Origin of the sequence: Acinetobacter sp. YH12070, from assembly GCF_013419625.1 — a bacterium.
Taxonomy (GTDB): domain Bacteria; phylum Pseudomonadota; class Gammaproteobacteria; order Pseudomonadales; family Moraxellaceae; genus Acinetobacter; species Acinetobacter amyesii.
The window spans coordinates 1-19,516 of the sequence record NZ_VOZT01000056.1; the positions used below are offsets into that span (position 1 = coordinate 1).

The following is a 19,516-nucleotide window of genomic DNA, read 5'->3' on the forward strand; positions in this document are numbered from 1 at the left end:
ATCGTTTGAAGGATAAAAAAAGAATTGGGATTCAGCCCCAGGTTGAAATTTAATACGAGATCAAAGGGGTCAATTTTACTTTGCCATTTGTAAGGTGAAAGGGGTCAATTTTAGAATGCCGTTGACAATGGTAAATGATAACTTTTTTTAGGGTTATCTTTATTTTTCCTTCTAAAAACATTTTGCTGCCAAGCTTTTTTAAGTTTATTTAAATCATTAATATATTTTTCTTCATTATAAATATATAAATCATCAAAATATGCATAAATATATTCTTGATGTAATTCATGGGTATCAATATGAATTTTAGGAAAAACTGAATATCTAAAATTTTTATCAATATAATTTACAGACCATTCAGTAAAATCTTTATTATTAATATATTTTTCTAAATTCTTTCTTTCATTCTTAATCTCTCTATAGTCGGCTATATATTTATTTAATACTAAGTCTATCTCGTCTACTCCCCCTAGTTTTTCTTTATATATAAAAATAATTACTAAGAAAAAAATATATGGATTGTGAATTTGTTTATATGTCCTTGAACCGGTGATTAAGGATATTCTGTGTTCGCTTGAAAATCTGTTAACTAGAAACCAGCATAATCTATGGCTAGTTTTTAATGAGTTAAGATCAGTTTTTAATAAGTACTTCTCCTTTTTATTATTATATTTATCTATAATTAAATTAAGGCTCTCTTCTTCAAATGTTAATAGAGTATTTTTTATATATTCATATAGAAGTTCAAAAGAAGAATATTTGTTGAAAAAATCTAATAAGTAACGCTGCGGGTGATTATCCTCATTATCTAAATTCCAAGCAATCCATACATAATCACACTTATTAAAACCTCTTAAAAAATTATTAATTAAAAAATCTTTCTCATTATGGGAATTTATAGATCTTAGAGCCATTTTTTAAAAGATATCCGTAGTATTTCTTGTAGTATTTATACTAGTATTTAAGCAAGTGTTTTTCAATACTAAAGTTATGGCAGATTCCTATAAATCATAGCCTATACGCATTTTTTACTAGTTATTATTAGAGTTAAGCTTAACTCTAGCTTTTTTGAGACTAGAGCCTGCATGAATTTAAGCGTAGAGCAGGGAGGAAATGTTTTTCATGTGGGGAAGGGATGCTGTACTACAGGAGGAATTTGGACTCCCTAGAGCTTTGGTTATTAATCTAATCGTTTATTAGGTAACACTTTATTGTGAAGTAAATGTATATATATACTGAATTCCCTATACCTATGTAACTATCACACACATAGGTTTAAACATGAGAGATTCAATTAATCAGGAAAAACTTACACTTCATATTGAGAAATTTTTAAAACGTTTAAAAAAAGAACGAACAAAATGGGATGGATTCTATTCACAGCTTATAGATCTATTATTTGACTTTAATGATATTTATGATCCTGATGATGAATACACAGGTTATCTTAAATTCTTTGTAATTCTGAGATATGACTTACAGAGAATAGACTCTGGTTATTTTGAACTTATGGACGAGTTAAAGATAATTGGGTACAGAGAGATAAGAAAATGGTTTTTAGATTTATTTGAGCTTTTCAAGAAAGATTATGAAACCATTGAAAAACAGAAAGATGAAAATAAAGTTGAAGTTCAGGAATATTGTAGATCAATACTTAATAAATGCAGTCGAATATTAGTTGCTCGTGTAGACTTGGGTTATTTGCAAGAATATTCTAGTCGAATTAGAGTTGAAGATATTTATAAGGACTTAGATATACTGCTTAACCGTATTCAAAATAAAGATGGCATATTTAAACATGTGGTCGGGTATATATGGGGAGTGGAGCAAGGCGGTAAAAGTAAAGGTTTTCACTGTCACTTAGCAATCATTTATGATAATGCCTATCGTGATGGAAGCGCAGCATATTGGGGGGATGAAATTATTGAGTTATGGAAGGATATTACTAGAGGTTATGGTCAAGGCTATAATTGCTGGAACCGGGAACGTGTAGCGAAACTTAGAAGAGAGAATAAGCTGGGGATCGGTGTGATCTATCGTCGTGATTCAACCCAAGTGACAAATTTCATTGAGGCAATGCAATACATTGCTGATCATCACAAACGTACTCTTCAATACTTACGTGTAAAGCCAAAAGGACGAAGAGTATTTGGTAAAGGTCAGTTAAGAGTGCCGTATGATCGACGCTAAATGAAAATAATCTCAGATACAGCAGGTAAATAGCCACCGATTTTATAGATACCTTTTAGTTAGATATGGACTGTCACTACTCTCCTAGACAAATTTAGTCTATTCTTTTTGCATAGGAGAGAATATTGTGAGTGGGCAACGATATACTCCAGAATTTAAAGATGAAGTTGTTAAATTGATTAATGAACGTGGATATTCTGTCACTGATGTAGCATAGCGTTTAGGTGTATCACAGCACAGCATTTATAAATGGCTAAAGGCGGTACAACCTTTACGTAACAACTCTGATGAGCATGAACTACGCGAAGCAAAGAAAGAAATCCTACGTCTTAAAAGTCAGCTTAAACAGACTGAAGAGGAACGGGATATCTTAAAGTGAAAGCACTGCTTTCACGCCGCTTTGCAAGCCTGCCCGAGTGAAGTATCAGTTTATCCTGGAATACAGCCATCAATTTAAGATTAAAACGATGTGTCGGGTCCTTAAGATCGCTCGTGCTGGTTACTATGCCTGGTTGCATGAACCTGAATCAGGCAGGACGATTGAAGATAAGCGGTTATTACAGCTCATCCATTCTTCTTATGAGGCCAGTTATGGCATCTATGGTTATCGTCGCAGTACGCTGGATCGTAAGCGTCCGCTGAGTTATTTATGGGAGGATTATCATCCAAGCAGATAAAATTATAAAGCACTGATTTAATTGCATATAACAGAAAGAATATGAAATCTGTTTTAATCTCCATATATGATGAATATCATTTAAAGCATCGTAATAAAATAGAGACTTTATTCAGCTCATTAAAAGGGTAATATAATTTAGTCCTCAGTAAAGCGAGAAGCATTGAAGTGTACTTAGCTGGAATTTATGCATCTTTATATGCTTACTAATGATGTTATCAAAATAAGCTAAACATTCGAGTAATGGAATCCTTGGCTTAAATAGGTTTCGGGTTATTTTTAGCAAGTAAATGAAAAAGTAGTTAAATGTCATCTTATTTAAATATCTGCGGCGTATGGTTCAGCCATCTTTAGATGGGTTGATGCCATGCTCGGTTCTCTTGAAAAATTCCAATTAAAAACAATCAGCGTGGTATGTATAAGTTTCAGCGCTTTATTGCTTACCGCTTGTCAAACTACTACGATAACGCGAAATCAACAAGCCAATACAGAGCAACAGCTCCAACAAGAAAAAGTCCAACAACCGAAACGTGTGGTCTTTTTTTTGGGTGATGGTATGGGCATCACCACGCTTACCGCTTCACGTATTTATGCTGTTGGTGAAGATGGTCAGTTGGCGATTGATCGGCTGCCTGAGTCTGCTTTTGTTCGTACCTTTTCTGAAGATGCGCAAGTCACGGACAGCGCACCTTCGATGGGCGCGTACATGACCGGTGTGAAGATGAAAAACGAGGTGATCTCGATGCAGACAGGGACGATTGCGGTTGAACCTGACTCAGTAGGGAATAACCAGTGCGTTAGTAACCCACAAAACAAAAATAAGCAAAACACACAGACTTTACTTGAATTAGCCAAAGCAAAGGGCTGGGGGACAGGGGTTGTGACCACAACGCGGATCACGCATGCCACACCAGCATCGACTTATGCGCATATATGCCACCGTGATGCTGAAAATGACATTGCATCACAGTTGGTCCCGAGCTCAAAAGGCGATGATTATCAACGCTATAACCTCAAACTCAAAGATGGAGTCGATGTGGTTTTAGGTGGAGGTAAGCGTCAATTTTTGCCTAAAGATGCAGGTGGAGAACGTACTGATGGGCGCAATCTAATTACCGAGATGCAAAAGGCAGGCTACCGCGTGGTTTTTGATGAAAACCAACTGTCCCAAGTGCAACTGGCGAAAAATGAAAAATTATTGGGTTTATTTAATCACAGCCATTTAAATTACGACTTGGATCGCACCAAGAAAAACTTGGCAGAGCCGAGTCTCAAGCAAATGACGCTGTCTGCTTTAGACATCCTGACGCAAAATAAAAAAGGTTTTTTCCTGATGGTGGAGGGCGGGCGTATAGATCATGCGCTGCATGACACCAATGCCAAACGTGCTTTACAAGACACGATTGCCTTAAATGATGCTTTAGAAGCAACCATTCAAAAGCTTAAACAAAGTGATCCTGAACTTAAAAATACACTGATTGTAATCACAGCCGACCATGATCACACCTTGGTTTTAAATGGTTATGCCAAGCGTACAGGAAAATACGTCGAAGGTAAGGAAACCAGTGTGCTTGGATTGGTAAAAAACTATGATCAAGCGGGCTTTGCTCAAGATATTCATGGTCAACCTTATCCGATTATCGGTTTTGGTACGGGCAAAAAACGCCCCACTCAAAACCGTATGGATGACTTGGTACTGAACTTAAAAGACACTGATGTCTGTCATCCTGTACAAGGGCCAAAGGCACCACAAGGTGAAAAATATAGTTTCACCTATCCTTTGGCTGAAACGGGTTGGTGTACGGGCACTGCTGCGGATGATTTCCAACAAGAAGCTGTGATTCAAACGGGCTATAAAGATAAAGAAACGCATGGCGGTGCAGATGTGTTTTTAGGTGCGATTGGTCAGGGAGCCGATCAGTTCTCAGGTAGCCTTGAAAATATTGAGGTCAATCACCTCATTCGTAAGATCACAGGCTTATAGCAGAGGGATATCACATGAAACATACTTTAAAAACCATCCCATACATGATGCTTCTGCTTACAGCGTCGATTTCTTCAAGTGCTTTGTATGCTGTGGACACCACAGTTACACCGACGAAAAGCGTTATATTCTTTTTAGGCGATGGCATGGGACCAACCACAGTGACGGCAAGTCGTATTTATGCTGTGGGGGAAAATGGCAAACTGGCCATGGACAGCATGAAGCACGCAGCAAGGATTAAAACCTATTCTGAGGATGGTCAAACCACAGATAGCGCTCCCTCTATGGGCGCCTATATGACTGGGCAGAAAAATAAAAATGAAGTGATTGCCATGACAACAGGAACGGTTGCGGTCGAACCTGAAGAAGGAAAATTGCCGAATGGCAAAAGCTTAGCGAAAGCCATCAACCGTTGTCCAGAACAGGGCAGTAGTATGGTCGCAGGGATGCCTGCGTTAAGTATTTTAGAACTGGCAAAAAAGCAGGGTAAAGCGGTTGGCGTAGTGACGACGACCGAACTCACCCATGCCACACCTGCGGCAACCTATGCACATATCTGTCACCGTGATGCGCAATACGATATCGCGCTTCAAGCTGTTCCAAAAGGTAAAGCTTATAATCCAAACTTATTGGATGGTATTAATGTCCTTATGGGAGGCGGCTTAAATCATTGGACGCCTTATGATGCAGTCTCTAACCCCAAAGGGCGCTTGGATGGTCGTGATTTATTGGCAGAGTTTAAACAGCAGGGTTATCAAATCGTTTTAAGCCAAAGTGATTTGGCACAGACGGTCAATACTCAGAAAATTTTCGGCGTATTCTCCACACAGTCACATTTAAATTTTGATTTGGATCGACTCAAGAAGAATATAGAGACTGAACCGAGTCTGGCGGCGATGACCAGTAAAGCGATTGATGCACTGCAAGCACAGAGTCATGGACAAGGCTATTTCTTGATGGTTGAGGGTGGGCGTATTGACCATGCGCTACATGCCAATAATGCCAAACGGGCATTGCAGGAAACCAAGGCATTTAATGATGCAATTCAAACTGCACTGGATAAAGTGGATTTGAGCAATACCTTGATTGTAGTGACGGCAGACCATGACCATGTGATGACCTTTAATGGTTATGCCGCACGAACGGGCCAAACGACGGAGACTAATCCAGGTATTTTGGGGCTGAGCTATGACTATAATATTGCAAAAGAGCAAAATGCTTACAGCAAAGTGCTGGCTGATGGCCAAGTACATAATCCATACCGCGATGTAAATGGGGCAACAGGAACGACGCTCGTTTTTGGAAATGGTACGGGCAAGCGTTTAGATATTCGTGACAGTATTAGCAACGAGCAAGCCTTTGCTGACGACTATAAACAAGAAGTCGGGGTACAACTGACGAAAAGCGAAACACATGGCGGCGGAGATGTGATGCTGTTTGCTGAAGGAAAGAATTCAAATCTATTCAAAGGCACACAAGAAAATACATGGGTATTTGAGCAATTGAAAAAGGCGTTTGGATTCTAATGGATACAAGATTTATACGGCCGTTCAAATTCAAAATGAAATTCTTAGCATTGTCTTTCAGTTTGCTCAGTCCATGGGTATGGTCGGCCGATGAATATCGTATTGATTATCAGATTGAACGGTTGGATGCCAATGGGGTCACGACCATTCAAAAATACAGTGAGAAAATAATTCGAGATGAGCAAAATATTTGGATTGAACGTTTAAACACACAAACGCATGCTGACGAAGCCCAGACACATAGCAACGCTCATGTGTCTGCCAAAACAGACACCCATGAGCATGTGAGTTTTGACAGTGCAATTCAGTGGATGCAGCGCAAAGATGTAGTCGGGCAAGCAAACGTAGAAAGTCCGTTTCAGCGTTTTTATATTTTGCCAGATGAAAAAATGCGGGTGCAATTGCAGGATGTCGATCAAGAAATGCTAGGGATGAAAAACTGTTGGCGCTGTGAATATAGTTTGATTCATCCTGACATTTTAAAGCGAGCACAATTGATTCAACGTGATCCGAAGTTAGCGCGTTATCAAATAAGCAGTGCTGGGCAAACGTTGAATATTATATGGAGTGAACAAGATCAACTGGTTCAAAAATATGAATTGCTCAAACCGACCTCAGGCTATGCCAAAACCTTTACCGTGCGCAAAATTGGCCAACATGTTGCTACACCTTGGACACAAACAGAAAAATACAGCGAACGTGACTATGCGGACTTTAGTGATTAGCCGATGAGTTTTTGACTTTTAATTTCGACGTTAAAATAGAAATACCTGTGATTTTTTTTGGAAAAATAAGCGCTTAGGACTGTGCCGCTTGTACAGTTAAACCACTCCAACGCTTAAACGCACGTCGAAAATTGGTCGCATCGTTAATTTGTAAATACTGAGAAATCTGTTCAGTTTTAAAACCATGTACACGATATAAAATAATGGCAGTATGCAAACGACTTTGATCGAGTTGCGCCTGAAAATGTGTCTGATGCTTTTTCAGTTTACGTTTTAAGGTGGCAGAACTCATTTGAAAATAGTCAGCGGTTTGTTCAAGTTGAATATTATTTTGAATATTCTGCATTAAATATTGGTGCAAACTGAGCAAAAAACTCTGTTGAATATTTTGAGCTGTCATTTCTTTCAGCGCATATTGATAACTGATTGAAGCTAAGGTCGAAGAGGCATTGGGAAGTTTTTCATAAATCAAATCGCGAGGTAGGCTCATCATGTTGATCGGGCGATTAAACTCTAAAGCACTGCCTAAATGTGTCCAATATTGTTCAATATAATCCGGTTCAGAAAAATTAAACTCGAATTTCCACGCTAACTTGGTTTGATACAGTTGACGGCTAAACGCTTGTATTGCACTCATTGCGCTTTCGATTAAAAAGCGATTTTCAAGCTTGTTTTCATCTAACCAATAAATATGAATATGGTTTTGGCTGTACATGAGTCGAGGGCATAACCACGGTGAAACAGACGCGGAAAATGTTAAATAACGGCTAAGCGCTTCATCGAAGGTCGATGCATACAGCATGGATTTAATGGCGTCATTAAAGGGGGTGGTTAGGCTGCGTTGACCAAATAAAAAACTGATGTCCTGATTGCGAAAACACTGTTCAGCATTTGTTAAAACCTGTTGTAACTGTTGCTGGCTAATCAGCTTTTGCCCTGAAAAGATATCTTCCAAGAAAATACCGCTACCACTGAGTAGGACGTGATGTTCGACTTCATGGCTGACTGCTAAATCAATTAAAATAGACAATTGATGATGCGCAGGAATGTAGCTGTAGTCGCATTCAAAGCTCATACGGTGACTCGCTTTGGTGAGTAGTATTGCTTCACTTGGAGCAATTGCTGATTTAAGGCATTCAAAAGTTGCTGAGCAGTTTGGTATTGCCCGACTGAACAGCAGGTCGTGAGTGCTTTTAGAGGAATGTGCACGGACAGATCACGTTGATAATAAGCACTGACCATAAGCATGCGCTCAAGCTGAGCTGCCATTTTTTCAGCCTGTTGTAGCTTCGTCTCTGGTAACAGCATAATAAAACGATCTCCTGCGAAGCGACAGAGCAGGTCTTGTGGTCGTAAGTTTAAGCTAATCAATTGTGAAACATGCTGTAAAATAGATGTGCCTTCATCAAAGCCATGTGTTTGATTAATCTGATTAAAATTATGCATATCTAGCAGTATGACGGACATGTCGCTGGGTTCATGCAAGTTTTGCTCGATTGCGGCTTTGAGCTGTGTTTTAAAATAATGAGCATCGGCCAAAGGGGTGAGTGCATCGAATAAACGATGATCCCGATAAATGCGTTCTCGTTTTTGCATGTGTTTAGAAATTGCCTGTTCTTCTTGATGCCAAAAATAAATCCCGATGGTAAATAGATACAGTCCAATTGGAAAAGGAATGGACTCAAGCCATGCATCCCACATGATTTCTTTAGGCAGGCGAATAAACTCATCTAAGCTGTCCATCCACATGTGGAAAAAAATAAAACACAGTCCATAAAAGATATAGTTAGTTACACGGCCCAAAGGACGGCTTTTAATAATAAAGAAAATCCAAATACCAATAAAAACAGTTGCTCCCCCTTCACCTAAAATATCGACCCAGTTCCATTCAGCAAATGACTTGCTCTGCCCAAGTAAGATAAACAACCAAAGGGATAAGCTACAGGCAGTCGCTACACATAATAAAGGCCAGCGGTAGTAAGCAAAGTATTTAGGCATAGCATTTTTTGAAATGATTTATTTTCGCCCAAGCTAAACAGATTTAGATGACAGTTTGATGGCAATGGCTAGGGTCAAAATAGATCAGGGTATTTTTGATTTTTGAGAATAAAAATGCTGAAAAACCCTATCTTTGAGGTGAATATGTATCATTCTGTATGCTCAGTATTTTCTCTATACAGATCAAATTAGCTCATTTTTTGCTGAAAAAGGCCAAAAACAAATAAAAAGGACAGATCGTAAAAGGCACTGTCACATCATGTTCACATTCAATTTCTATTGTGCGTTCAAACCATGCCACTTTGGCTTGAGGGGAAGAACATAATGCAAAATAATCAGAGCCGTTTCATGAAACATAAGCGTGCGGGTTTTCAGCTCAGCACACTGGTCCTGTCAATGCTGAGCATGACGCATCTACATGCCGAAGATAACACGGTGGAATATGTACAGGTCATTGGTCAAGCTGCAAGTATGGATAAAGCACTCAAAGAACAAAAACGTGCCGACCAAATCAGCAGTGTGGTACATGCCGATGGCATTGGACAATTACCCGATGACAATGCCGCAGAAGCGTTGCAACGGATACCAGGTGTATCTACAGAGCGTGACCAAGGCGAAGGACGTTTTGTTTCCGTTCGTGGTTTAGGCGCTGACTTAAATGCAGTAACCATCAATGGTACTTTGGTTCCCGCGCCTGAAAGCGATCGCCGTGGCGTAGCATTGGATGTCTTACCTTCAGAGCTAGTACAGTCATTGGCTGTGGTGAAAACGCTGACACCAGACATGGATGCCAACTCATTAGGTGGTACGGTGCAGGTTGAAAGTTTATCGGCTTTTGACCATGACGGTTTGTTTTATACGGGAACGATTGAAGGTGGTTATGATGAAAAACGGGAAAAATATAGCCCTAAAGCATCTGGTGCTATCAGTAATCGTTTCAGTGTTGGTGAGGGGCAAGACAACCTTGGGGTGGCACTGGCACTGAGTTATCAAAACCGAAAATTTGGCTCGGACAATGTTGAAACGGGTGGGGCTTGGGATGGTGACGCACTTGAAGAAACCGCAATGCGTCAATATGACATCGAGCGTGAGCGCATTGGTGCGGGTTTAAACTTTGATTACCGTCCGAATGACACAGGCGAATACTATTTAAGAACTTTATATAGTCGCTTTAAAGACACTGAATCACGTCAGGAAGTGGCGGCTGAATTTTCTGATCCACAACTTGCAGGCCAGCGTGGTGATGCAGAAGTGACTCGTTCACTGAAGAGCCGTGAAGAAACACAAGAAATACAGTCTTTTGTCCTCGGTGGTAAGCAAGGTTTTGGCACGTGGACGGTGGAAGGTCAGCTCGGTTATAGCGAAGCATCGGAGGAAAATCCAGGGGGAATTTCGGGGGCAAAATACCAAGGTGATTTTAGTAATGTTGGATTTAATAGTACGCAAAAACCTGTAATTACGGCAGACCAAGATTTTTATGATGCGGCCAACTATGAGTTAGATTCGGTGTCGTGGGAAAAATCTAAAACCACCGATAAAGAATACAACGGTAAATTAGACTTTTTGAAAGACTATATGCTGGGGAATTATGCTGCTGCATTGAAGTTCGGCGGAAAAATCAGTCAACGTGAAAAAACCAACAATACCGATGAATGGAAATATGAAGATCTCAGTACGTCAAGTTCAGATTTCAATTCAAACAGCCATTATGAACTGGGTCAGTTTGGTCCAACCATTAATAAAAACGCTATTAAAGATAAAATCAGTGGATTAAATCCAAATGATTATGTGGTTGCTGACGGTTCAATCATTAATGACTTTAAGTCGAATGAAGACATACAAGCGGCTTATGTCATGAATACCGTTGATTTGGATCAACTGCGTGTGATTGCAGGCTTACGTTATGAAAATACCAACTTTGAAGCACGTGGTTTTGAGTTCAACGATGATGTGATCACTGCGACTAAATATAAAAATGACTATGATCATTGGTTGCCAAGCCTACATTTACGTTATCAATTGGCCGATAACGCTTACCTCCGTGCCGCTTGGACCAATAGTGTGGTACGTCCAAACTTTGCGCAAAGTGCACCAAGTGTTTATATCGATGGCGATGAAGCTGAGTTTGGTAACCCAATGTTAAAGCCTTTAGAATCTTCTAACTTTGATTTGGGGGTGGAAAAGTATTTTGGCAAAGCCAGTATGGTGGGTTTCTACGCATTTTATAAAGATATCGATAACTTTATTTATAACACCAATATTGCAGGAACAGGGCAATGGGCTGACTTTGATGAAGCTATAACCTATAAAAATGGTAATGAAGCAAAACTGTACGGGATGGAGTTTGCCTACTCACAAAAGTTTGACCATCTAGGAGCACCATGGAACGGGTTCTTGTTGGGTTTAAATACCACCTTTAGTAAGTCAGAGGCGGATATTGATTCGATGAAAGATGGCGAACTTCTGAGCCGTCGTATTCATTTACCAAACCAGTCGGATGTGGTCGGTAATGCCATGATTGGTTGGGAAAATGAACGCTTTGGTGTACGACTTTCAGCAAATTATAAATCGAACTATTTGTATGCATTAGGTGATATCGACACGCCAGAAAAAGACATTTATACCGATGACCAAATCTTCCTTGATTTCAGTAGTCATGTGAATTTATCTAAAAACTTACAATTGACGTTTGATGTGCAAAACATCACCGATGAAACTTATTACAACTATGCAGGCTCTAAGGCTTATAACGCTCAATATGAAGAATATGGCCCAGCATACAAACTTGCACTGACCTACACCCATTTTTAAGTCGAATTAAATTTAGTTCTCAGGTTTGCTCAGCAAAAGCAGACCTGAGTTTCCTTGCCCAATTTTGAGTGTCTCTATGAAATTTTCATCTTTTAAATTGTCTGCTTTAAGCAGTTGCTTGCTGTTATTGAGCGCATGCAGTCAGCACAGCGTGCCCCAAGCTCCGCAAAATAGCCAGTCGTTAAGCTCGGCTGAAATACCAATAGATCAGCCTATGGCAGCGAAGTTGCAATTACGTGAAGTCGACATGAATGGGGCAAAAACTGAGGATGTGCAATGGTTAAGCTTGAGTGCATGGCCTGAAGTTGCCGCACTGTTGAGCAGTAAAAACAAAGGGCTACAAATCTTAGATGATCAACAAAATGTACTACATCAAATTCAAGGTCAGTTTGGGCGTTTTGATTATCGGATTGGTTCGGAGCGTTTATTGATTGCTGCGTCAAATTTGCAACAACAGCAAATTCAACTGATGAGCATGAACTTAAAAAATAAAGCATGGGACAAACCCAGCTTTATTCCAAAGCGTTCATTTAAGTCTGAAGATGTTTGCTTATATACCGATGCTCAAGGGCTGAGTTTTGCTTTTTTAGTAGGCGAAGAGGGGCTTGGTGAACAATGGTTGGTGGCTCAGCATGAGAAGGCTTTGAGTCAACCACAGTTGGTACGCCGTCTCAGTTTTCCACCTGCTAGTAGTGTATGCAAAGTGAATGATGCCACAGCAGAGCTGTTTATTAATGAAGCGAATGTTGGCGTTTGGGCATATCCAGCTCATTCCGAAGCAGACATGGTGCGTCAGGCGGTGGATCTCGTGCAACCCTTTGGTTCGATTCAAGGTTCACCTTCTGCAATTGCGATTGTAGATGATCATGTCGCTGTACTCGATGCGGAAAAACCTTTGCTTTATCGTTATCAAAAGCAAGATAAGCAATGGAAAGCACAGCCGCCTTTACAACTAGATACGGTGAAAGAGGCAGAGACTTTGAGTGTTCAAGGTAATTTAACTGATAAATCCTTGCTGATTTTAGATGATAAAACCGTGAAAGTGACAGATGTGGAATGGAAAACGCAGACCCAGACCAAAGCCCAAAATATCATCACTATTCCAGCAGAAGTGCAGACGGAGGGCGTGCCAAGTACAGGTGATGCGGCTGATGATCCTGCAATTTGGCATAACGCTGCACAGCCGAGTCAGTCCCGTATTTTAGCGACAGATAAACAAGGTGGTCTACAGGTTAACGACTTACAGGGCAAAACTGTGCAGTACTTGCCAGTAGGGCGATTGAATAATGTTGATGTACGCCACGGTTTTAAATGGGGCAATCAAACGGTCGATTTGGCTGTGGCATCGAACCGAGATCATAACAGCCTGCATCTCTTTGCGATTCAACCCAAAACGGGCAAGGTTTCTGTGCTCGGCGAGCTAGCAACTACATTGGATGATATTTATGGCATTTGTATGTACCGCGATGCTCAAGGGGAAATCTATGCCATTCCTAACGATAAAAACGGGACTTTCGTTCAATACCATATTACGGCTGCACAGCAAAAATTACGGACTGAAGAAGTACAACGTTTTTCAGTTCAAACCCAACCTGAAGGCTGTGTCGTAGACGATGCCACAGGGCGTATTTTCTTGGGTGAAGAAGATGTCGCGGTGTGGGTAAAAGATCTCAACCCAAAATCTCAGCTTCCTATGCAGCAGGTGATTGGCGTAGGAGAGGTGATGCATGATGACATTGAGGGAATGGGACTTTATCACGGCAGAAACCAAAGTTATTTGGTGGTTTCAAGCCAAGGCAATGACAGCTTTGTGGTGCTTGATGCCGCAGCACCTTATACGGTTCGTGGCGCGTTTCGTGTAGGCATCAATATCGACAAAGGCATTGACGCTGTGTCTGAAACAGATGGACTAGATGTGAGTTCCCTAAATTTTGGTGGCAAATGGAAGCAAGGCATGTTGGTGGTGCAAGATGGACGTAAACGTATGCCTGAAACCAATCAGAACTTTAAATATGTGCCGTGGGAAAAAATCGCTCAAGCCCTGCATTTGGACTAAATAGCGCTTTAGTACCTGAGTGAGTACATGGGCTGCTAAAGAATCACAGCCCATTTTAAAAATATATATGTACTGCACCATGCAGTAAAAAAATTGGAGTGCGTTATGCAAGCAACAATGGATCAAATGTCGGTTTGGATGTTGATTAGCCATGCCAGTGTGTTGGTGAAAGTAGTGATGTTGATTTTGGTTTTATCCTCAGTAGTAAGTTGGTATTTAATCGTGCGTCACGGTATGTTACTTCGTGGACAAGAGCAGCTTTGGAACCGCTTTTTAAAGAATTTTAGACAGCAAAAAGATCTCAATCTTTTACAGCAAGACTACCAACAGCCTGAACAACAAAAAGGAGTTGTCAGCATTTTTCAACATGGGGTGGATGAATACCATCAATTGATCAAAGATGAGCAACTCACCACAAGTGATGTGATTGATGGGGTAGAACGTCGTTTACTCAGTAGTATTAGTGAAGAAGAAGAAAAGCTTCAGCAGAATCTAACCTTTCTTGCAACAGTCGGTTCAGTCAGCCCTTATATAGGCTTATTCGGAACGGTCTGGGGCATTATGAATGCGTTTATTGGATTGTCTGCCGTTGAACAGGCAACCCTCAATACAGTTGCACCAGGGATTGCAGAAGCGCTGATTGCGACAGCTATTGGTTTATTTGCCGCTATTCCTGCGGTCGTGGCGTATAACCGCTTTTCGGCACGTGCTGACAAGCTTTCCAGTCGTTATTACGGTTTTGCCAATGAGTTGCAAACGCGTATTTATCGTTTGTTGGGGCACACTGAGCGCACTTCGCGTTAAGGAGCAAGAACCATGATTAAGCGTCCTCAAAAATTAAAACCCAATGCTGAAATGAATGTGGTTCCTTATATTGATGTCATGTTGGTGTTGTTGGTAATTTTTATGGTGACTGCACCAATGTTGACGCAAGGCATTCAAATTGATTTGCCTAAAGTGGATGCCAATGTCATGCCCGCGTCACAACAGCAGCGTATTGTAACCTTATCTATTCAAGCCAATGGCCAGTATTACTGGAATATTGGATCAGAAGTGAATACCGAGAAAGTTATGGATCAGGCCATTGATTTAGCCACTATGCAACAAAAGCTCGTTCCGATTATTCAAAAAGATAAAAGCTTACAGTTTTATGTACGTGCCGATCAGGATGCTGATTATCAACTGGTTGCACAGGCCATAGCATCCTTGCAAAAAAGTGGGGTAACGAACTTGGGGTTAGTGACAGAGGAACCACAATCATGATGACAACTGTTTCCAAAATTAGGTTTCGTGATCAAGGCCTAGCACTTTCGGTCACGGCTGGATTGCATATTGCGCTAATTGCATGGTTATGTACGGTTGAGATGCATGAAACATTGGCGGAACCCAAGCCGAAAACCATTCAATTACAATTTGTGCAAATACCTCCTCCAGCCAAACAACAACCTGAACCTAAAAAGCCTGAGCCGATAGTCGAAGAAAAACCCTTACATGAGCCTGTCAAGAAACAGCTTGAGAAACCTACTGAAGTCCAACCGAAAACCACCAAGAAGTTTGTAGAGTCACAGAGCAACAAAATTGTACCTACAGCGTCTAAACCGACACAGCAAGTCGTGACGGAAAAGCAAACGGCAGTAGCGGAATCTCAGAAAACAGTAGATACGCAGTCTCAAGCGGATATACCAACTCAGACGAAGACCCAGAAATCAGTAGAAACTAAAGCACAAACTCATCCTGAATCATTTGATGTTAAAAATTATCAACCTGTTACAAAAATAGCACCAGCTTATCCTGAACAAGCTTTGGATCGTAAGCTGGAGGGGGATTGTACGGTGGTGTATAGCGTGAACGAAAAAGGACGGGTAGAAAATCCAAAGGCACAAGGCGACTGCCATCCGATGTTTGTACGACCTTCGATTCAGGCTGCTCTCACTTTTAAATATCAGCCTCGTCTCGTCGATGGCAAACCGACCAGTGTGTCGAATGTTAAAAATACCTTCCAATATCGTATTGAAAGTTAATCTTATTCCGTGGGTGCCATAAATTCTCTTTTAAGCTCTTTTTATTTCTATATTTTTCAATTGCCCGTACTCTTCTTGCCGATAATATTTAGTAGTAAATTCAATATACTATACGATTAAATGGTTGTTACTGCTCAAAAAAAACAGTAAAAATATCATAGAAGCTATCTTATGGAGGCTATGTACGGGTGCGACATGGCATGATATTCCTCAAGAGCTCTGTCCTTTGCAAACTGCTTACAATCGATTTCATCACAGGCAAGTTAAGATACTTTTTTAACTGTCATGATTCTGAGCAGATCCAAGAATACACGGAATTGGGTATTTTAGGTGTTGGTCGAATCTACAGAAATAATTCTAGTGAAGTAGAAAAAATGGTTAATGCTGTGCGCTATTTAGTACGGCCTGAAAAAGATGCGCAACATCTGCGTGTGAAATGCAAAGCCAAGATGCGTACATTTCAATGAGTTGAAAATAATCTCAGATATACATTATCTAGATGAAAACGAGGTTTTAAATACTTTGCAAGGCTTGCCAATCGGTGAGCCTTTGTCATTTCTAGAGGTATATATTATGAGTTTAAATTGTCCTTATTGTTTTTCGGATCAGGTTATTCAAGTGGTTAATCAGCAGGTGAGTGGATCTGATTCTACAGGTCTAGCCGCATCTGCATCGTTCGCAACTATCGGTGCAACCATTTCAAAGGGTTTACCTTTGCCTGTATCACCACTGCTTGGCGGGCTTGCAGGTGCAGTCATTGGTGGCCTATTCAGTAGTGTGTTTGATGAGCCTAAAAAGCCGATCACGCTGACCTATTATCACTGCAATCACTGTCAGCAGAATTTTCGTTGAATTAGCATAGGAGATAAGAACGATGGCACATCAAATCGAACAAATCGCCTATGTTGGCGAAACCCCTTGGCATGGTCTCGGTAATCAGCTGAGTCCGAATCAACCACTGGAAGTCTGGGCACAGCAAGCTGGAATGGATTGGCGGATTGAATCCTCGAATGTCAGCTATATGGCACAGAATGAACGTGGTCAGAGCATCATCATGCCTTTTGAAGAGCAGCGAGTGTTGTATCGCTCAGATACCCATGCACCTTTATCTGTAGTCAGTCAGCGTTATCAGGAAGTTCAGCCTAAAGAGATTCTGGAGTTCTACCGAGATCTGACAGAGCAATCTGGCTTTGAGTTAGAAACCGCAGGGGTTTTGAAAGGTGGGAAGAAGTTCTGGGCTTTGGCACGTACCGGGCAAAGTACCGCATTAAAGTCTAAGGATGTCAGTAATGGTTATATCTTGCTGGCTACTGCATGTGATGGCACGTTGGCAACGACAGCACAGTTCACCAGTATCCGAGTGGTCTGTAACAACACTTTAGCCATTGCTCTACGTGGGCAGAGCAGTAGTGCAGGTGTTGTAAAAGTGCCACATAGCACCAAGTTTGATGCAGAGAAAGTGAAACAGCAATTGGGTATTTCAGTGCGTGCCTGGGATGAGCACATGTATGAGATGAAACAGCTAACACAGCGTAAGGTGAGTCAGCAAGAAGCTAAGGCTTACTTTGATGCCGTGTTTAATAATAGCACCATATCAATTTCTGATCCTGAAGAAAACATCATTCAGTTCTACCGCAATGTCGCGCAGCAGGCTCAGGAGAAAAAGCCTGAACCGAATGGTCGTGCCATGAATAAAGCTTTAGAGATGTTTAATGGTCAAGGTCGTGGTGCTGAATTGTCATCCGCCAAAGATACGGCTTATGGCTTACTGTGTTCGATCACGGAATTTGTGGATCATGAACGACGTGCCATGAGTACAGATCACCGTCTTGATTCAGCTTGGTTTGGTGCAGGCGCAGGTCTTAAGCAACGTGGACTGGAACAGGCTTTATCTTTGATAGCCTAAGCTCATGTAATCCATCCAACCTTAACCCCGCAAGTCTCAACAATCGCTGAGTACAGCACACACGTAACTCTCTCTACTTACTACTCACAATCAACAATCTGAATCAGCATGCATATCGCCATACCCGACCTCGTGTCGGGTATGGCTTTTTTATGCGTTTCTTTTTTACAAAAACTGAAAATTATAAGGATAGAACCATGAATCAAATCGCACCGATTTCAAATCAGACTGTACAGGCAGGTGTGCAAACGGCATTAAATCCATTAACTACACCTAAACGAGCTAGTTCTGCAAAACGCTTAGTCAATACCAAAGATATGGCGTATCAAGATTGGCTTGAAGTCCGTAAACAAGGCATTGGCAGCAGTGATGCAGCAACAGCATGTGGCTTAAATCCGTACATGTCCATGTTAGAGCTTTGGCTGATCAAAACAGGTCGTCAGACTCAATCTATTGAAGATGAAAGCTCAGGTGTAGCACCGCTGTATTGGGGCAAGCAGCTGGAACCTTTGGTGGCAGAGTTCTATAGCATGCACACTCATAACAAGGTGCGACGGATCAATGCAGTACTTCAGCATCCTGATCCCGATAAACACTTTATGCTAGCCAATCTGGATTACAGCGTAGTCGGCAGCGATGAAGTCCAAATTTTGGAATGCAAAACAGCAGGTGAGCATGGAGCAAAATTGTGGCGTGATGGTGTGCCTTTATATGTGCTTTGTCAGGTACAACATCAACTGGCGGTGACTGGTAAACAGGCAGCGCATGTTTGTGTCTTGATCTGTGGGCATGAAACCAAGATCTTCAAAGTGACACGATCAGAATCGGTGATTGAACATATTGTTCAAGCAGAACGATATTTCTGGGAATGCGTGGAAAAGGATACACCACCATCCGTGGATGCAAGTGAATCCGCAGCTAAAGCGATTCAACAACTTTATCCAGCGCATGTACCTTTAACCGTAGAGGATCTCTCGCAAAATGAAAATGCCAATTTGATGTTCGACCAGCTCATCAAAATGAAGGAAGAGATTCAGCATAAGCAGGAACGCTTTGACCAGCTTAAACATGAAATTCAAATGATGATGCAAGACAAGGAAAGGGCGGTCTTTGCTCATGGCTCAGTAGTCTGGAAGAAAGCCAAGGACTCTATCAGCCTCAATACCAAAGCATTGCTTCAGCACCAGCCTGAACTCATCGAGCTTTATCCACTTCAAAAGCAAGGCAGTCGTCGATTTAACATCTATACCGACTAAGCCCTATCTACAGCACCAAATCAAAAATTCACAAAAATCGCTCCCCGCTCTCTACCCTTCGGTAGAGAGCAAATCGGTCGCGATCTCTGTAGCACTTTATCTGGCTCTACATTCTTTGGGTAACTTATTTGGTCCTTGTTCCGACCTACATACATAGACCCAAATTTGTAAGGTAATACATTAAGGAATATCAACATGATTAAAGGTTTAGCAATTACTCCACCAATCCTGGGGCGTATCTGAACCGTACCGGGTTTGTCGGAGACCACTTTTCTTGAGAGAATGTCCCGATGAAAAAAGTAAAATACACCCCTGAAATCAGAGATAGAGCGGTTCAATTATTGATTGAATCTGAAAAAGATTATCC

The 19,516-nt window shown here is 41.1% G+C and carries 16 protein-coding genes and 2 pseudogenes; 15 read left to right on the forward strand and 3 right to left on the reverse strand.

The window, feature by feature from the left end:
* Positions 1-110: 110 nt before the first annotated feature.
* Complete coding sequence (locus tag FTU17_RS14045) at positions 111-914, reverse strand: hypothetical protein (RefSeq protein WP_180135776.1); 804 nt, start codon at positions 912-914, stop codon at positions 111-113.
* 367 nt (positions 915-1,281) lie between these two features.
* Here FTU17_RS14045 and FTU17_RS14050 point away from each other — a divergent pair, with 367 nt between their 5' ends.
* The 6 genes and pseudogenes from FTU17_RS14050 to FTU17_RS14070 all read left to right on the forward strand — a co-directional run bounded on the left by FTU17_RS14050 (position 1,282) and on the right by FTU17_RS14070 (position 7,101).
* Positions 1,282-2,190, forward strand: a complete 909-nt coding sequence (locus FTU17_RS14050; protein ID WP_168378967.1) for an inovirus-type Gp2 protein — start codon at positions 1,282-1,284, stop codon at positions 2,188-2,190.
* Between the two features lie 127 nt (positions 2,191-2,317).
* Positions 2,318-2,804 (forward strand): annotated as a pseudogene (locus tag FTU17_RS17755) (transposase); the annotation flags it as partial.
* 77 nt (positions 2,805-2,881) lie between these two features.
* A pseudogene (locus FTU17_RS17575) lies at positions 2,882-3,076 on the forward strand (IS982 family transposase); the annotation flags it as partial.
* 157 nt (positions 3,077-3,233) lie between these two features.
* Positions 3,234-4,850, forward strand: a complete 1,617-nt coding sequence (locus FTU17_RS14060; RefSeq protein ID WP_131273880.1) for an alkaline phosphatase — start codon at positions 3,234-3,236, stop codon at positions 4,848-4,850.
* 14 nt (positions 4,851-4,864) lie between these two features.
* Positions 4,865-6,376 (forward strand): alkaline phosphatase, encoded by a 1,512-nt coding sequence (locus FTU17_RS14065; RefSeq protein WP_168378968.1) that lies wholly within the window; start codon positions 4,865-4,867, stop codon positions 6,374-6,376.
* Positions 6,377-6,411: 35 nt separating this feature from the next.
* A complete protein-coding gene (locus tag FTU17_RS14070; RefSeq protein ID WP_252725842.1) occupies positions 6,412-7,101 on the forward strand; it encodes a hypothetical protein in 690 nt (229 codons plus the stop codon).
* 73 nt (positions 7,102-7,174) lie between these two features.
* Here FTU17_RS14070 and FTU17_RS14075 read toward each other — a convergent pair whose 3' ends face one another.
* Together FTU17_RS14075 and FTU17_RS14080 are read right to left on the reverse strand one after the other, a co-directional pair.
* Entirely contained in the window at positions 7,175-8,176 is a 1,002-nt protein-coding gene (locus tag FTU17_RS14075) for an AraC family transcriptional regulator ligand-binding domain-containing protein (RefSeq protein ID WP_168378970.1), read from the reverse strand.
* Positions 8,173-9,099 (reverse strand): diguanylate cyclase domain-containing protein, encoded by a 927-nt coding sequence (locus FTU17_RS14080; RefSeq protein WP_168378971.1) that lies wholly within the window; start codon positions 9,097-9,099, stop codon positions 8,173-8,175. Before FTU17_RS14080 ends, FTU17_RS14075 begins: the two co-directional genes overlap by 4 nt.
* Before the next feature lie 324 nt (positions 9,100-9,423).
* On the opposite strand from FTU17_RS14080, the gene FTU17_RS14085 reads away from it, so the two are divergent.
* The 9 genes from FTU17_RS14085 (at position 9,424) to FTU17_RS14125 (ending at position 19,149) form a co-directional block, all read left to right on the forward strand.
* Positions 9,424-11,910, forward strand: coding sequence for a TonB-dependent receptor (locus FTU17_RS14085; RefSeq protein WP_168378972.1), 2,487 nt, complete (start codon positions 9,424-9,426; stop codon positions 11,908-11,910).
* 76 nt (positions 11,911-11,986) lie between these two features.
* On the forward strand, positions 11,987-13,966 hold the full coding sequence (locus FTU17_RS14090; RefSeq protein WP_168378973.1) for a phytase: 1,980 nt from the start codon (positions 11,987-11,989) through the stop codon (positions 13,964-13,966).
* A 105-nt stretch (positions 13,967-14,071) separates the two neighbouring features.
* Positions 14,072-14,770: a protein TolQ gene (gene tolQ / locus FTU17_RS14095; RefSeq protein ID WP_049590884.1), complete on the forward strand. Its 699-nt coding sequence runs from the start codon at positions 14,072-14,074 to the stop codon at positions 14,768-14,770.
* A gap of 12 nt (positions 14,771-14,782) precedes the next feature.
* Entirely contained in the window at positions 14,783-15,229 is a 447-nt protein-coding gene (gene tolR, locus FTU17_RS14100) for a protein TolR (RefSeq protein WP_168378974.1), read from the forward strand.
* Complete coding sequence (locus FTU17_RS14105) at positions 15,226-15,987, forward strand: energy transducer TonB (RefSeq protein ID WP_171525920.1); 762 nt, start codon at positions 15,226-15,228, stop codon at positions 15,985-15,987. The genes tolR and FTU17_RS14105 overlap by 4 nt, the downstream gene beginning before the upstream one ends.
* 124 nt (positions 15,988-16,111) lie before the next feature.
* The gene (locus FTU17_RS17760) at positions 16,112-16,267 is read left to right on the forward strand and encodes a transposase (protein WP_168378975.1); all 156 of its coding nucleotides are present in this window, start codon (positions 16,112-16,114) and stop codon (positions 16,265-16,267) included.
* A 293-nt stretch (positions 16,268-16,560) separates the two neighbouring features.
* On the forward strand, positions 16,561-16,839 hold the full coding sequence (locus FTU17_RS14115) for a hypothetical protein (protein WP_131273872.1): 279 nt from the start codon (positions 16,561-16,563) through the stop codon (positions 16,837-16,839).
* Between the two features lie 22 nt (positions 16,840-16,861).
* Positions 16,862-17,893, forward strand: coding sequence for a DUF932 domain-containing protein (locus tag FTU17_RS14120; protein ID WP_168378976.1), 1,032 nt, complete (start codon positions 16,862-16,864; stop codon positions 17,891-17,893).
* A gap of 197 nt (positions 17,894-18,090) precedes the next feature.
* A complete protein-coding gene (locus FTU17_RS14125; protein WP_168378977.1) occupies positions 18,091-19,149 on the forward strand; it encodes a YqaJ viral recombinase family protein in 1,059 nt (352 codons plus the stop codon).
* Positions 19,150-19,516: the final 367 nt, after the last annotated feature.

Excerpts from the sequence above, each read along its gene's own strand:
- FTU17_RS14085 (WP_168378972.1), top strand. The coding sequence starts at position 9,424 with ATGCAAAATAATCAGAGCCGTTTCATGAAACATAAGCGTGCGGGTTTT.
- FTU17_RS14125 (WP_168378977.1), top strand. The coding sequence starts at position 18,091 with ATGAATCAAATCGCACCGATTTCAAATCAGACTGTACAGGCAGGTGTG.
- FTU17_RS14115 (WP_131273872.1), top strand. The coding sequence starts at position 16,561 with ATGAGTTTAAATTGTCCTTATTGTTTTTCGGATCAGGTTATTCAAGTG.
- tolR (WP_168378974.1), top strand. The coding sequence starts at position 14,783 with ATGATTAAGCGTCCTCAAAAATTAAAACCCAATGCTGAAATGAATGTG.
- FTU17_RS14080 (WP_168378971.1), bottom strand. The coding sequence starts at position 9,099 with ATGCCTAAATACTTTGCTTACTACCGCTGGCCTTTATTATGTGTAGCG.
- FTU17_RS14075 (WP_168378970.1), bottom strand. The coding sequence starts at position 8,176 with ATGAGCTTTGAATGCGACTACAGCTACATTCCTGCGCATCATCAATTG.
- FTU17_RS14120 (WP_168378976.1), top strand. The coding sequence starts at position 16,862 with ATGGCACATCAAATCGAACAAATCGCCTATGTTGGCGAAACCCCTTGG.
- FTU17_RS14045 (WP_180135776.1), bottom strand. The coding sequence starts at position 914 with ATGGCTCTAAGATCTATAAATTCCCATAATGAGAAAGATTTTTTAATT.
- FTU17_RS14060 (WP_131273880.1), top strand. The coding sequence starts at position 3,234 with ATGCTCGGTTCTCTTGAAAAATTCCAATTAAAAACAATCAGCGTGGTA.
- tolQ (WP_049590884.1), top strand. The coding sequence starts at position 14,072 with ATGCAAGCAACAATGGATCAAATGTCGGTTTGGATGTTGATTAGCCAT.
- FTU17_RS14050 (WP_168378967.1), top strand. The coding sequence starts at position 1,282 with ATGAGAGATTCAATTAATCAGGAAAAACTTACACTTCATATTGAGAAA.
- FTU17_RS14070 (WP_252725842.1), top strand. The coding sequence starts at position 6,412 with ATGAAATTCTTAGCATTGTCTTTCAGTTTGCTCAGTCCATGGGTATGG.
- FTU17_RS14065 (WP_168378968.1), top strand. The coding sequence starts at position 4,865 with ATGAAACATACTTTAAAAACCATCCCATACATGATGCTTCTGCTTACA.
- FTU17_RS14090 (WP_168378973.1), top strand. The coding sequence starts at position 11,987 with ATGAAATTTTCATCTTTTAAATTGTCTGCTTTAAGCAGTTGCTTGCTG.
- FTU17_RS14105 (WP_171525920.1), top strand. The coding sequence starts at position 15,226 with ATGATGACAACTGTTTCCAAAATTAGGTTTCGTGATCAAGGCCTAGCA.